The following is a 12,988-nucleotide window of genomic DNA, read 5'->3' on the forward strand; positions in this document are numbered from 1 at the left end:
GGTAACTAACCGGCAACCAACTCTTTCAGCTTGGCAACCGCGTTGTCAATCCCGGCCGCATCCGAACCACCCGCACGGGCCAAGTCGGGCCGACCGCCGCCGGAACCCCCAACCTCTCCAGCCACTGGCCGGATCAGATCGCCGGCCTTGAAACGGTCGTGCAAATCCTTGGTCACGGCCAGCGCCACAGAGACCTTGCCGTCGTCATGTCCGGCCAGCAGGCAGATGATGCCCGAATCCATGCGCGAGCGCAGGTTGTCCATCTGGTCCAGCATGACCTTCATGTTCGGGGCCTCGATACCCGCGGCCAGCACCTTGACGCCGTTGATCTCCTCGGCCTCGGCCATGAGGTCGCGCCCGGCGCCCGAGGCCACCTTGGCCTGCAAACGCTCCATTTCCTTGTGCGCGTCCTTGACCTGTTTTTGCAGGTCCTTGACCTTGGCGGCCAGCGTTTCGGGCTTGGCCTTGAGCAGAGCAGCGGTTTCGGCCACGGCCTGACGCCGTTTGTTCATGTAGTTCAGGGCGTTCCAGCCGGTGGCGGCCTCGATGCGGCGCACGCCCGAGGCAATGCCGGTTTCGGAAAGGATCACGAACGATCCGGCCTGTCCCGTGGTTTTCAGGTGCGTGCCACCGCAGAATTCCATGGAAACGCCCGGCACTTCCACCACGCAGACCTCGTCGCCGTATTTTTCGCCGAACAGAGCGGTGGCGCCCTTTTCGCGCGCCTGATCAATGCTCATGATTTCGCGGGAAACCGGGTGGTTGTCGAGGATGGCCTTGTTGACCAGTTCCTCGACCCGCGCCAGCTCGTCATTGGAAAGTCCCTTGATGTGCGTGAAGTCGAAGCGCAGCCGCTCCGGCCCCACCAGCGAGCCGGACTGGTTGGCGTGATCGCCCAGCACTTTCTTGAGCGCGGCGTGCAGCAAATGCGTGACCGTGTGGTTGCGCATGGACGCGGTGCGGGTTTCGTAGTCCACTTTCATGGTCACGGTGTCGCCCACCGTGAGCGCGCCCATATCCACGTTGACCAAATGGCCGGTCAACTGCTGGGACGGCTTGACCGTGCTCAGCACGGAAGCCTCGGCCCCGGTGGCGGCGATGGTGCCGATGTCGCCCACCTGCCCGCCGGATTCGCCGTAGAACGGGGTGGCCTGTGTGACCAGCCAGCCTCTGGCTCCGGTCTTGAGCGCGTCCACGCGCTGCCCGGATTCATCCAGCAGGGCGACGATGGTGGATTCATCTTCAAGGGTTTCGTAGCCCGTAAATTCCGAGGTCATGGATTCTTCCAGCAGCACCTGGAACGTGGAGGCCACGTCCTTTTCGCCCGAGCCTTTCCAGGCCTTCTTGGAGCGTTGCTTCTGCTCGTCCATGAGCGCCTCGAACGCGGGCTCGTCCACGGAAAGACCGTGTTTTTCGGCTACGTCGTTGACGATGTCGATGGGGAAACCGAAAGTATCGTACAGCTGGAAGACAACGTCGCCCGGAACGATGGCGGCCTTTTCCTTCTTGAGCCGTTCCAGTTCCTGCTCCAGCATGTCCAGACCCTTGTCCAGCGTCTTGGAAAAACGTTCCTCTTCCTCGGTGACCACCTTGACCATGAAGTCGCGGTGCTCGTTGAGTTCCGGGTAGTGGCCGCCCATGTCGTCGCAGACCTTGGAAGCGGTCTTGTACAGGAAGGCGTCTTCCAGCCCCATGAGCCTGCCGAACCGGAATGCGCGGCGGATCAGGCGGCGCAGCACGTAGCCGCGGCCTTCGTTGGAGGGCAAGACCTGATCCGGGATGAGAAATGCGATGGCGCGGCTGTGGTCCGCAATGACGCGCAGAGCCGTGTCGATGTCCTCGTTCTGGCCGTATTGCACACCGGCCAGCTCGGCGGTGTAGCCGATGATGGATTGGAACAGGTCGGTATCGTAGTTGGAGTTCACGCCCTGACACACGGCCGCGATGCGCTCCAGCCCCATGCCCGTGTCGATGGACGGGCGCGGCAGGTCCGTGCGGGTGCCGTCCTCGGCCTGATCGTACTGCATGAACACGAGGTTCCAGATTTCAAGGTAGCGGTCGCAGTCGCATTTGCCGATGCCGCAATCCGGGCCGCAGCACATGTGCTCGCCCTGATCGTAGTGCACCTCGGAGCAGGGGCCGCAGGGGCCGGTGTCGCCCATGGACCAGAAGTTGTCCTTTTCGCCGAGCTTGAAGATGCGTTCGGCCGGGATGTCGCACAGCTCCTTCCACAATTCGCCGGCTTCGTCGTCGTCCTTGTAAATGGTGATGTACAGCTTTTCCTTGTCCAGCCCCACTTCTTCGGTCAGGAATTGCCAGCAGAATTTGATGGCGTCCGCCTTGAAGTAGTCGCCAAAGGAGAAGTTGCCCAGCATCTCGAAAAATGTATGGTGCCGTGCGGTGCGGCCCACGTTTTCCAGATCGTTGTGTTTGCCGCCCACGCGCAGACATTTCTGCGAGGTGGTGGCGCGGGAGTAGTCCCGTTTTTCCTGTCCCAGAAAGAGCTTTTTGAACTGCACCATGCCCGCGTTGGTAAAGAGCAGGGTGGGGTCGTCCTTGGGAGTCAGGGGCGAAGATTCGACAATATTGTGTCCGTTCTTCTTGAAGTAATCCAGAAAACGTTGGCGGATTTCAGCGGCCTTCATGTCGTGTTTCTCTCTTTTGTGATCGTTGTGCGGCCATGGCGGGCGCGGTTGCCGATGCCGCGTCGTTCATGGCCGGGTGCGCATGTGCTGCGCGTTTTTCCCCGTGCCGAGCCTGTGTCGCGGGGGGCTTCCCGCAGTGCATGGCCCGGCAAAGACGACGAAACGCCCCGGAACACGGCCCGGGGCGTTGTCGCTGATGAAATAGCCTATGCCTCGGTTCCTTCCGGAGTTTCCTGTTCCTCCGCCGGGATCATGCCGAGATGTTCCTTGAGCTTCTGCTCGATGTTCAGGGCGATGTCCGGATTTTCCACCAGATACTGGCGTACGTTTTCCTTGCCCTGACCGAGGCGTTCCGAACCGAACGCATACCATGCGCCGGACTTGTCCACGATGCCCAGCTCCACGCCCATGTCCAGCAACTCGCCCTCGCGGGAGATGCCCGTGCCGTAGAGCACGTCCACCAGCGCCTCGCGGAAGGGCGGGGCCACCTTGTTCTTGATGACCCGGATGCGGGCGCGGATGCCGTAGGCCTCGTCCTTGTCCTTGAGGGTCTGGATGCGGCGGATGTCCATGCGCACGGACGAATAGAACTTGAGCGCGTTGCCGCCCGTGGTGGTTTCCGGGTTGCCGTAGCCGGTCATGCCGATCTTCATGCGGATCTGGTTGATGAACACCACCGAGCATTTGGATTTGTGGATGGAGCCGGTGAGCTTGCGCAGTGCGTGCGACATGAGTCGCGCATGGCCGCCCACCTGTGTTTCACCCATCTGGCCTTCCAGCTCGGCCTGCGGAATGAGCGCGGCCACGGAGTCCACCACCACGATGTCCACGGCGCCGGAGCGCACCAGCAGGTCCGCGATTTCCAGCGCCTGTTCGCCGTAGTCGGGCTGGGAGATGAGCAGATCTTCGGTGTTCACGCCCAGCCGTTTGGCGTAGCTGAGGTCCAGCGCATGCTCCGCGTCGATGAACGCGGCCGTGCCGCCTGCTTTTTGCGCCTCTGCCACAAGGTGCAGGGAGAGGGTCGTCTTACCCGAGGATTCCGGCCCGTAGACTTCCACGACCCTGCCCTTGGGAACGCCGCCCACGCCCAACGCCATGTCCAGCCCGATGGAACCGGTGGGAATCACCGGAATGGCGGCAATGGCGGAATCGTCAAGGCGCATGATCGAGCCTTTGCCGAACTTGCGTTCAATAGTGGTAATGGCAGTGCCGAGGGCTTCCTTGCGCAGATCTTCGGGATTTGCAGCTTTCCGTGCCATGGATTCTCCTTGCGAGGGGTCTGGTGGACCCGGTTTGTAACAGCGGCGTATGAGCAACTCAGTCGATAGCAGATAGTGGGGTGGTGGGCAACAGCCATGTCAGGGGACGGAAAGGGGACGCATGCGGCGTTGCTGCGCAAAAAACGGCGCCTTGCCTTCACCCCCTTTCCGTCCCCTGACTTCGCACATACACCATCACGCGCAGCGTGATCGCCAAAAAGTTTGGGAAAGGGAGCGCGAGGGGAAAGCTTTTTCAAAAGGTTTCCCCTCGCACAGTCCTTCTCCTCATATTTCCAAAAAAAAAAGCTCCGTCCGGAGGATGGAGCTTTTCATGAATAGTGGCCGTATTTTTACAATGTCTTTTCAAAGGCCGGGACAGCGGGCTTGCCGTCTTCGGTGGTCACGCCTTCGAGCCATTTTTTGTATACTTCGGGATGCTTCTTGAGCCATGCGAGAGCAGCGTCCCTGGGAGCGAGGGTGTGGTCGGCATGAAGCGTGGTCATGATCTGGTTCATCATGTCGATGGAAAAGACCATGTGCTTGAGCAGCTTGGCCGCGTTGGGGTTTTCCTTGTCGAACCCTTTGCGGATGTTGGTCCAGACCGTGGCCGTGCCGTCGTTGGCCCCGAAGGTTTCGGCCGTGCTGCCCGTCAGGTAGGTCATGTCGATGCGTTCGTTCATGCTGTGGGGCGCCCAGCCGAGAAAGACGATCCATTTGTTTTCTTTGGCGTAGGACTGGACCTGTGCGAGCATGCCCGCCTCGCTGGAGGGGACGATGCTGAACTTGCCGAGGCCGAACATGTTCTTGTCGATCATGCCCTGGATGATCTGGTTGCCGTCGTTGCCTGCTTCGATGCCATAGATTTTCCAATCGAGCCTATCGCCGAACTTGACGATATCCTTGAAGTCTTTGAGACCTTGTTGGGCGCAGTAGGAGGGCACGGCCAGCGTGTACTGTGCGCCGGGCATGTTGGCCACGTACTTGATAACGGTGCCTTCCTCGAAATATTTGTTGGCTATGGAGGCCATGGACGGCATCCAGTTGCCCATGAAGGCGTCCGCTTCGTTGGTGGCCATGGCCTTGTAGGCGATGGGTACGGAGACGATGATGTTTTCCGCGTCATAGCCGAGGCTGTTCAGTATGGAAACCGCGAGTTCGGTCTTGATGGTCACGCCGGTCCAGCCGACGCTGGCGATGCGGATTTCCTTGCCTGCGTATGCGGGAACGGAAAAGACAAGTATTGCTGCAATGGTAAGGACGGCGCGAATAATACGCCTGAAGGGGTCTGACATCATGTCTCCTTGGTTGATGTTATCCGAATGGCCGGACCGCCGAATTGGGCGGCCCGGTCTTTTGTAAGCGTCCGTGTGCGGGTTATGCCCCGAACCAGTTGAGCGCCGTGGTGGCGTGGTTGCGGAATACGTGCTTGACCTCGGTGTATTCCTCCAGGCCGATTCTGCCGAGCTCCCTGCCGAGGCCGGACTGTTTGTAGCCGCCCCAGGGGGCCTGCACGAAATAGACGTTGAAGTCGTTGACCCAGACCGTGCCGAACCGCAGGGCCTTGGAAACCCGTTCCATGCGGTCGGGATCGCGGGTCCAGAATCCTGCGGACAGCCCGTATATGGTGCTGTTGGCCCGCTCGATGACTTCTTTTTCGGAGGCAAAACGTTCGATGGTGATGACCGGTCCGAACACTTCCTCCTGCACGATGCGCATGTGGTTTTCGCATTCGGCGAACAGGGTGGGCATGTAGAAGTAGCCGTCCTGCAAGGCCGGATCGTCCGGGCGGCAGCCGCCGAGGAGCAGCTTTGCGCCTTCCTTGTTGGCTATGTCCACATAGGATTCCACCTTGGCCAGGTGCTCGGCTGAAATGAGCGGCCCCATCTGGGTCTTTTCGTCAAAGCCGTTGCCCACCGTGATGCGCTCCATGCGTGCCTTCAGGGCCGCAACGAACCGGTCGTGAATGCCTTCCTGCACGAGGATGCGCGCACCGGCCGAGCATATCTGCCCGGCGTGGAAGAACACGCCGTTGAGGGCGTAGTCCACGGCCAGTTCAAGGTCGGCGTCATCGAAGATGATGTTCGGGTTTTTGCCGCCCAGTTCAAGGGCCACCTTTTTCACGTTGGAAGCAGCGGCGCGCATGATGGTCTTGCCCGTGGCAATGCCGCCGGTAAAGGAGATCAGGTCCACGTCCGTGTTCTCGGAGAGTTCCGCGCCCACTTCCGGGCCGGGCCCGAGAACCGTGTTGACCACGCCCTTGGGAAATCCGGCCTCCTCGGCCAGTTCCGTGACCTTGATGGTGGTCAACGGCGTGATCTCGCTGGGCTTCATGACGATGGTGCAGCCCGCGGCAAGGGCCGGGGCCATTTTCCACGACGCCTGCAGCAACGGATAGTTCCATGGGGAAATCTGGCCGCACACGCCCACGGGTTCGCGCACCACCGTGCTGGTGGAGTCCGGGACGGGCGAGTCTATGACCTCGCCGCCGTCCTTGTCGGCCAGCCCGGCAAAATAGCGGAAGATTCCGGCGATGTCGTCCATGTCCCAGCGGCTTTCCTCCACGGTCTTGCCCGTGTCGATGCTTTCGAGCCGGGCCAGTTCCTCGCGGTCGCGCTCAATGAGTTCGGCCAGCTTGAACACCAGCCGTCCCCGCTCGGAGGCCGGAGTTTGCGGCCAGCCGCCGTTGTCGAAGGCCTCGCGCGCAGCGGCTATTGCCGCCCGGGTTTCCGCGCGTCCGCCCTCGGACACACGGGCCACGACCGATGCGTCGTAGGGGTTGAGGATGTCGCGGGTTTCGCCGGACTCGCCGTCGGTCCACTGACCGTTGATGTAGTGTCGGCCTGTAATCATGATGTACTCCCGAAGCTATTTTTCGTGCGTGTAAAAGGGGACGTCTTCCGGTGCCAGCGGCGTGTTGCCGAGGATGATGTCCGCAGCCTTTTCCGCGATCATCATCACCGGGGCGTATATGTTGCCGTTGGTGACGTAGGGCATGACCGAGGCGTCCACCACGCGCAGACCTTCCACGCCGTGCACCCGGAGTTCCGGGTCGGTCACGGCCATGTCGTGGGTGCCCATGGCGCAGGTGCAGCTCGGGTGGTAGGCGGATTCGCCTTCGCGGGCCACGAAATCGAGAATTTCCTCGTCGGTCTGGGCCTGCGCGCCGGGCGCCAGTTCCTTGCCGCGCAGTTCGTCAAAGGCGGACTGGGTCATGATCTCGCGGGTCTTGCGGATGGCCTGCACCCATTCGCGGCGTTCCTGTTCCGTGGAAAGGTAATTGAACAGGATGCTCGGATGTTGTGCCGGGTCGTTGGATTTGATCTTCACATGGCCGCGCACGTCGGTGTTCATGGGGCCAACGTGGACCTGATAGCCGTGCCCCTCGTTGGGCGCGGAACCGTCGTAGCGGATGGCGATGGGCAGGAAGTGGTACTGCAGGTTCGGGTACTCAACCTCGTCGTTGCCGCGGATGAATCCGCCCGCCTCGAAATGGTTCGTGGCCGCCTCGCCGGTTCCGCCGAAGAGCCATTTAAGGCCGATCCACGGCTGGTTGTACCATTTCAGGCACGGGAACATGCTCACCGGCTGCTTGCAGGCGTACTGCACGTAGAGTTCAAGGTGGTCCTGCAGGTTTTCGCCCACGCCGGGAAGGTCCTGCACCACATCAATACCCATGGCCGAAAGCTCGGCGCCGTTGCCCACGCCCGAAAGCTGGAGCAGTTGCGGGGAGTTGATGGCACCGCCGCAGGAGATGACCTCTCCGGCATAGGCCTTGTGCACGGTTTTGCCACGGGTGTATTCCACGCCCACGGCGCGTTTGCCCTCGAACAGGATGCGTGTGGTGGTGGCCAGGCATTTGACGGTCAGGTTGCGGCGGTTCTTGACCGGATGCACGTAGGCGCGCGCCGCGTTCCAGCGACGGCCCCGGTAGGTGTTGCGGTCGAACTTGCCGAAGCCTTCCTGCTGGTAGCCGTTCACGTCATCGGTGATCGGGTAGCCCGCCTGCTGCACGGCCTTGAAAAAGGCGTCGAACAGCGGGTTGTCGCATTCCGGGGTGGTCAGGTAGAGCGGGCCCACTGCGCCCTGATACTCGTCGGCACCGGACGTGCGGCACTCGAAACGTTTGAAATAGGGCAGGCAGTGTGAATAGGACCAGTTTTCCAGCCCGTCCTCTTTGGACCACTTTTCATAGTCCATGGCGTTGCCACGGATGTAAATCATGCCGTTGATGCAACTGGAGCCACCCAGCACCTTGCCGCGGGGCTGGTAGATGCGGCGGTTGTTCATGTACGGCTCCGGGTCGGATTCGTACCACCAGTTGTATGTCTTGCCGGCCAGCGGATAGGTGAGGGCCGCGGGCATGTGGATGCGGAAATCGAACTTGAAGTCAGGCAACCCTGCCTCCAGCACCAACACCTTGGTGTTCGGGTTCGCGCTCAGGCGATTGGCCAGAACCGATCCTGCAGAACCTCCGCCGACAATTATGTAATCGTATTTTTTCATCATTTCCGTCATTTGTTATTGGGTGACTCATTGAGAAACGGCAGATCCTGCTGCGACTGGCCGTTTCTTTCCTCCACGCATTTCCTGAGCAGCACATAATGATAGCCGATGAACGACAGGGCGCGCATGGGCTCGTCATTGCAGATGGCCCGGGCCGTGTCGCTCCAGTTGGCCGCTGCCTTTTCCCGGTATCCCGCATCCTCGTAAAGGGCGTAGTCGTGCGAGCTGAAGCCCATCTGCACGGCGTGCATGACCCATTCGAGCAGGGGGTTCCTGGCCATTTTGACCAGTGAAATATTGAGCTGGCGGTCGAGTTCGCCCGTTACGGTCAGATCGGGATCATCCTGCCGCAGCAGTGTCTCCAACCGCATGGCGTCTTCGAGCAGTTTCTCTTTTTCCGTGCGGTCTGCCCGGGCAATGGCCAGTTCCGTGATGGTGCGGTCGATGGTTTCCCGGAATTCGATGAGCTTCTCCGGAGCCACGGGGTGCTGCTTCAGGAACAGGGCCAGTGATTCCGAGACATTGGAGACTTCCAGCTCCCTGACGTACGCGCCGCCCTTGGCACCTTTGCGTACTTCCAGCAATCCCTTCTGCTTGAGCGTCTTGATGGCTTCGCGCACCACGCCGCGGCCGATGCCGAACTGGGTCTGCATTTCCCGTTCACTGGGCAGGCGTTCGCCCGGGGCAAGCCTGCCGTCCATGATGGCGGCCTCGACCTGAAGCACGATTTCTTCGCTGGCCCGGCCTATGCCCACTGGATTGAAGCGCACCTGAATTCCTTGATTCTTGTCCATTGGTCGTACCTTTGCACTGCTTTGAAGCCAAAAAAATAACCACAGCACGAAAAAACCATGGTTTCATTGCCAAATGGTCGGACCATTCTGCACACAGGTCTCCGTCGTGTCAAGCGGGGGGAGAAGTGTCGAGGATAATTCTTTTTTTATGGATTTTCTTTTCCATCACGCGTCGCGTGATCCCCAAAAGTTTGGGAAGGGGAGCGCGAGGAGAAACCTTTTTCACAAGGTTCCCCTTCGCAAATCTGCCGTCTGCTCCCGCTTTTCTTGCCTCTTGGCACAACCTCGCGTAAGGGACGGCGCATGACCAAGACCTATGATGCGCTCGCCCTGCTTTCGGGCGGGCTTGATTCCATACTGGCTGTCAAGGTGATCCAGGACCAGGGACTTCGCGTGCTCGGCCTGCATTTCACCTCGCCCTTTTTCGGCAAGAAGAATCTCATTCCCTTCTGGAAGGAACACTACGGCATTGACGCCGTGGCCGTGAACATCGGTCGGCAATATGTGGACATGATGCTGGACGGCCCGCCCAACAACTTCGGCAAATGGCTGAATCCGTGCGTGGACTGCAAGATCATCATGATTGAACACGCCAAGCAGTTGATGGAAAAATACGGGGCAAAATTTCTGATTTCCGGCGAAGTCATGGGCCAGCGTCCCATGAGCCAGCGGCGCGACGCCATGAGTCTGATCCGCAAACGCGCGGATGCCAAGGACGTGCTGTTGCGGCCATTGAGTGCGCTCAAGCTGGAGCCGACCCCGGTGGAGGAATCCGGGCTGGTGGACCGCAGCCGTCTGCTGGGGCTTGGCGGCCGGTCGCGCAAGCCGCAACTGGAGCTGGCCAAACAGTATGGATTTACCGAGATTCCGACCCCTGCGGGAGGGTGCGTGCTGGCCGAGGCAAGTGCCGCGGGCCGATTCATCAAGCTGATGGAGGAAAAGACCCGGCCCACGCCGCGCGATTTCGTGCTGGCACAGGTGGGGCGGCAGGTCTGGGCCGGCAGCAACTGGCTTTCCATGGGGCGCAAGCAGCATGAAAACAAGCGACTCACCGACTTGAGCACAGACAGCGATTACGTGTTTACCTCCGTGGGTTTTCCGGGACCTGTGGCTGTCGGGCGTCCCACGGATGCCGGATCATGGGACGTGGAGACCATTCGTGCCGCAGCCGAACTGACCGCTTCCTACGCATCCAAGGCCAAACGGCTGAGCCAAGAGACGGGCCGTCCCGTGACCATGGCCGTTGCCCATGACGGTGAAACCCGCGAGATTGAGGTCATGCCCCGGCGTGAAACCGCCGTGGACTGGGCCGAGCCCACGCAGGACCTTGTGGCCCCGTGGAAGGAAGCGCGCAAGCAGGCGCAGGAATCGTGCGAAAACGGCCAATAGTCCGTTTGCCGCAGGAAAAAGCGTGGGGCCGGTTTTTCATAACGGCCCCTTGCTTGTGTTCTTTGCCGCTGTCACACTGCAGCCAACCAAGGATAGTTCATGCTGCTTGATATTGTTTCATTTGCCGCGGCCGCGCTGCTCTTGTGGTTCGGCGCCAACCGCATCGTTACCTCTGCCTCGCTCATAGCCAGAAAACATCGTGTCCCCGAATTGGTCATCGGATTGACCATCGTGGCGCTTGGCACGTCTGCCCCCGAGTTTCTGGTGACCATCAACGCGGCCCTGCGCGGTCACGAGGCCATTTCCCTGTCCAACGTGGTGGGGTCCAACATTTTCAACCTCGGCTTCATTCTCGGGCTCATGGCCATGATCAAGCCGCTGGCCACCAACCGCACCATCATCTACCGCGACGGCCTGTTGCTTTTCGGCTGCACCGGGGCCATTTTGCTCATGTCCCTGACCGGCCAGCTGGGCAGGCTGTTCGGGCTGGCGCTCATGGCCCTTCTGGTGGGGTATCTGTTTTGGCTGGCGCGGCTCAAGGAGTCTCCGGGCGAGGACGAACTGGACGAGCTGCCGGACCGCGAGGCCGCATGGTATGATTGGCTCCTGCTGCTTGGCGGCTTTGCGGCCATTGCTTTGGGCGGACATCTCATGGTCTCTGCGGCCACGTCCATTGCCGAGACACTGGGCGTTTCCAGCTGGGTCATCGGGGTAACCATCGTTGCCGCGGGCACCAGCCTGCCCGAACTGGTCACATGCCTCGCCGCCTCGGTGCGCGGCAGGAACGAGATGCTGTTGGGCAACCTGATCGGCAGCGACTTCTTCAACTTTGCAGGCGTGCTGGGACTGACCTGCCTGATCCGGCCGCTGGGCGTGAGCGAGGAGGCGCGCGGCAGTCTTTTTGTGCTGGTGGGCATGGTCGGGCTGGTGTTGGTCATGTTGCGCACTGGCTGGAAGATTCGCCGCTGGGAAGGCGCCCTGCTGGTGGGCATCAACCTGCTGCGCTGGGGCAAGGATTTCCTCGGCTGACATTTCTCGCTGAAATGTCATGAAAAAAGGCTCGTAATGACGCGTTCGCCATGGCATATGGATCATGTGGTGTGCGATAACATTCAGGCAACGGAGATATGATGAGTACCATTATGAATATTCTGTGGTTTCTGTTCGGTGGCGTGTTCATGGGCATCGGCTGGGTTCTGGCCGGGCTGCTCATGTTCGTTTCCATCATCGGAATCCCTTGGGGACGCGCCTGTTTCGTGATCGCGGGCTTTTCGTTCTTTCCTTTCGGCAGGACCATCATTCGACGCGACCGGTTGACCGGCCATGAGGACATCGGCACCAGCCCGCTGGGCTTTGTCGGCAACGTGATCTGGTTCGTCTTTTTCGGCCTCTGGCTGGCTGTGGGGCATTTCGTGTCGGCAGTGGCCTGTTTCATCACCATCATCCTGATCCCGTTCGGTATCCAGCACATGAAACTGGCCGCCATTTCCATGGCTCCCATCGGCATGACCGTGGTGCCCAACGAGGTGGCCGAAGCGGCGCGCGCCCGTTAGATTTCGTCGGACACGGCCCTTGCCTTGGCCACCAAAGCTGATTATTACAGAAACACGGGGCGTTTTGCGCTCCATAGAGAAAGCGAACAAACGATTCAGGAGGAATCCATGAACCAGACCCCCTATATGAACACGACCCGCACCGGCAGCGTGGAAGTCGTCAACGCCTTCATGCGCGGCATTTACGGTTGGATGAGTGCGGGACTGGCCCTCACAGCGGTGCTGGCTTATCTGGTCACCACTTCTCCGGCCTTGCTGAACCTGTTTTTCAATGTGGACCCGGCCACCGGAGCCGCAGGTATTTCCATGTTCTACATCCTCATGATCGTGGCCGAATTCGGCATCGTCATGGGGCTTTCCTGGCGCATCAGCCGCATGAATCCGTCCACGGCCACGGCCTTGTTCCTGGCCTACAGCGCCCTGAACGGACTGACATTGGCACCCATCCTGCTGGTCTACACCGCCCATTCCGTGGCCGTGACCTTCTTTGTCACCGCGGGCATGTTCGGGGCCATGAGCATTTACGGCCTGCTGACCAAAAAGGACCTCACCAGCATGGGCAGCCTGCTGTTCATGGGACTCATCGGAATGCTTATCGCCATGGTGGTCAACATGTTCCTGCAGAGCGCCATGATGGATTTCGTGATCTCGGGCGTGGGCGTGGTCCTTTTCCTGGGCCTGACCGCCTTTGACACCCAGAAGCTCAAGACCATGGGCGAGGTCTTGCCCAATGACGCCGCAGCCATCCGGCGCGGCTCCATCATGGGCGCACTGACGCTCTATCTGGACTTCATCAACCTGTTCCTGTTCCTGCTTCGATTCCTGGGCAACAGGGAATAGCAACG

10 protein-coding genes are annotated in these 12,988 nt (G+C 60.4%); 4 read left to right on the forward strand and 6 right to left on the reverse strand.

Annotation, left to right across the window (positions count from 1 at the left end; translation table 11 throughout):
• Positions 1 to 5: 5 nt before the first annotated feature.
• The 6 genes from alaS to F8A88_RS07015 form a co-directional block, all read right to left on the reverse strand.
• Positions 6 to 2,645 (reverse strand): alanine--tRNA ligase, encoded by a 2,640-nt coding sequence (alaS, locus tag F8A88_RS06990; protein ID WP_151150420.1) that lies wholly within the window; start codon positions 2,643 to 2,645, stop codon positions 6 to 8.
• 206 nt (positions 2,646 to 2,851) lie between these two features.
• On the reverse strand, positions 2,852 to 3,904 hold the full coding sequence (gene recA, locus F8A88_RS06995) for a recombinase RecA (RefSeq protein WP_151150421.1): 1,053 nt from the start codon (positions 3,902 to 3,904) through the stop codon (positions 2,852 to 2,854).
• Positions 3,905 to 4,254: 350 nt separating this feature from the next.
• Positions 4,255 to 5,196 (reverse strand): glycine betaine ABC transporter substrate-binding protein, encoded by a 942-nt coding sequence (locus tag F8A88_RS07000; protein ID WP_151150666.1) that lies wholly within the window; start codon positions 5,194 to 5,196, stop codon positions 4,255 to 4,257.
• A gap of 82 nt (positions 5,197 to 5,278) precedes the next feature.
• Complete coding sequence (gene betB, locus F8A88_RS07005) at positions 5,279 to 6,754, reverse strand: betaine-aldehyde dehydrogenase (RefSeq protein WP_151150422.1); 1,476 nt, start codon at positions 6,752 to 6,754, stop codon at positions 5,279 to 5,281.
• Between the two features lie 15 nt (positions 6,755 to 6,769).
• Positions 6,770 to 8,407, reverse strand: coding sequence for a choline dehydrogenase (gene betA / locus F8A88_RS07010; RefSeq protein ID WP_151150667.1), 1,638 nt, complete (start codon positions 8,405 to 8,407; stop codon positions 6,770 to 6,772).
• Positions 8,408 to 8,415: 8 nt separating this feature from the next.
• The gene (locus tag F8A88_RS07015) at positions 8,416 to 9,201 is read right to left on the reverse strand and encodes a FadR/GntR family transcriptional regulator (RefSeq protein ID WP_151150423.1); all 786 of its coding nucleotides are present in this window, start codon (positions 9,199 to 9,201) and stop codon (positions 8,416 to 8,418) included.
• Positions 9,202 to 9,504: 303 nt separating this feature from the next.
• Here F8A88_RS07015 and F8A88_RS07020 point away from each other — a divergent pair, with 303 nt between their 5' ends.
• From F8A88_RS07020 to F8A88_RS07035, 4 genes are all read left to right on the forward strand, one after another.
• Complete coding sequence (locus F8A88_RS07020) at positions 9,505 to 10,590, forward strand: tRNA(5-methylaminomethyl-2-thiouridylate) methyltransferase (protein ID WP_151150424.1); 1,086 nt, start codon at positions 9,505 to 9,507, stop codon at positions 10,588 to 10,590.
• A gap of 99 nt (positions 10,591 to 10,689) precedes the next feature.
• A complete protein-coding gene (locus F8A88_RS07025) occupies positions 10,690 to 11,619 on the forward strand; it encodes a calcium/sodium antiporter (RefSeq protein ID WP_151150425.1) in 930 nt (309 codons plus the stop codon).
• Positions 11,620 to 11,720: 101 nt separating this feature from the next.
• Positions 11,721 to 12,143 (forward strand): YccF domain-containing protein, encoded by a 423-nt coding sequence (locus tag F8A88_RS07030; RefSeq protein ID WP_151150668.1) that lies wholly within the window; start codon positions 11,721 to 11,723, stop codon positions 12,141 to 12,143.
• Between the two features lie 108 nt (positions 12,144 to 12,251).
• Positions 12,252 to 12,983 carry a Bax inhibitor-1/YccA family protein gene (locus tag F8A88_RS07035; protein ID WP_151150426.1) on the forward strand — a complete coding sequence of 244 codons (732 nt, stop codon included), beginning with the start codon at positions 12,252 to 12,254 and terminating at the stop codon, positions 12,981 to 12,983.
• Positions 12,984 to 12,988 lie beyond the last annotated feature (5 nt).

Source organism: Pseudodesulfovibrio senegalensis, assembly GCF_008830225.1.
GTDB lineage: Bacteria > Desulfobacterota > Desulfovibrionia > Desulfovibrionales > Desulfovibrionaceae > Pseudodesulfovibrio > Pseudodesulfovibrio senegalensis.

Bases quoted from the DNA above. Each gene is read 5' to 3' on its own strand.
- F8A88_RS07025 (WP_151150425.1), top strand. From the start codon at position 10,690: ATGCTGCTTGATATTGTTTCATTTGCCGCGGCCGCGCTGCTCTTGTGG.
- recA (WP_151150421.1), bottom strand. From the start codon at position 3,904: ATGGCACGGAAAGCTGCAAATCCCGAAGATCTGCGCAAGGAAGCCCTC.
- F8A88_RS07020 (WP_151150424.1), top strand. From the start codon at position 9,505: ATGACCAAGACCTATGATGCGCTCGCCCTGCTTTCGGGCGGGCTTGAT.
- alaS (WP_151150420.1), bottom strand. From the start codon at position 2,645: ATGAAGGCCGCTGAAATCCGCCAACGTTTTCTGGATTACTTCAAGAAG.
- F8A88_RS07030 (WP_151150668.1), top strand. From the start codon at position 11,721: ATGAGTACCATTATGAATATTCTGTGGTTTCTGTTCGGTGGCGTGTTC.
- betB (WP_151150422.1), bottom strand. From the start codon at position 6,754: ATGATTACAGGCCGACACTACATCAACGGTCAGTGGACCGACGGCGAG.
- F8A88_RS07000 (WP_151150666.1), bottom strand. From the start codon at position 5,196: ATGTCAGACCCCTTCAGGCGTATTATTCGCGCCGTCCTTACCATTGCA.
- F8A88_RS07035 (WP_151150426.1), top strand. From the start codon at position 12,252: ATGAACCAGACCCCCTATATGAACACGACCCGCACCGGCAGCGTGGAA.
- betA (WP_151150667.1), bottom strand. From the start codon at position 8,407: ATGAAAAAATACGATTACATAATTGTCGGCGGAGGTTCTGCAGGATCG.
- F8A88_RS07015 (WP_151150423.1), bottom strand. From the start codon at position 9,201: ATGGACAAGAATCAAGGAATTCAGGTGCGCTTCAATCCAGTGGGCATA.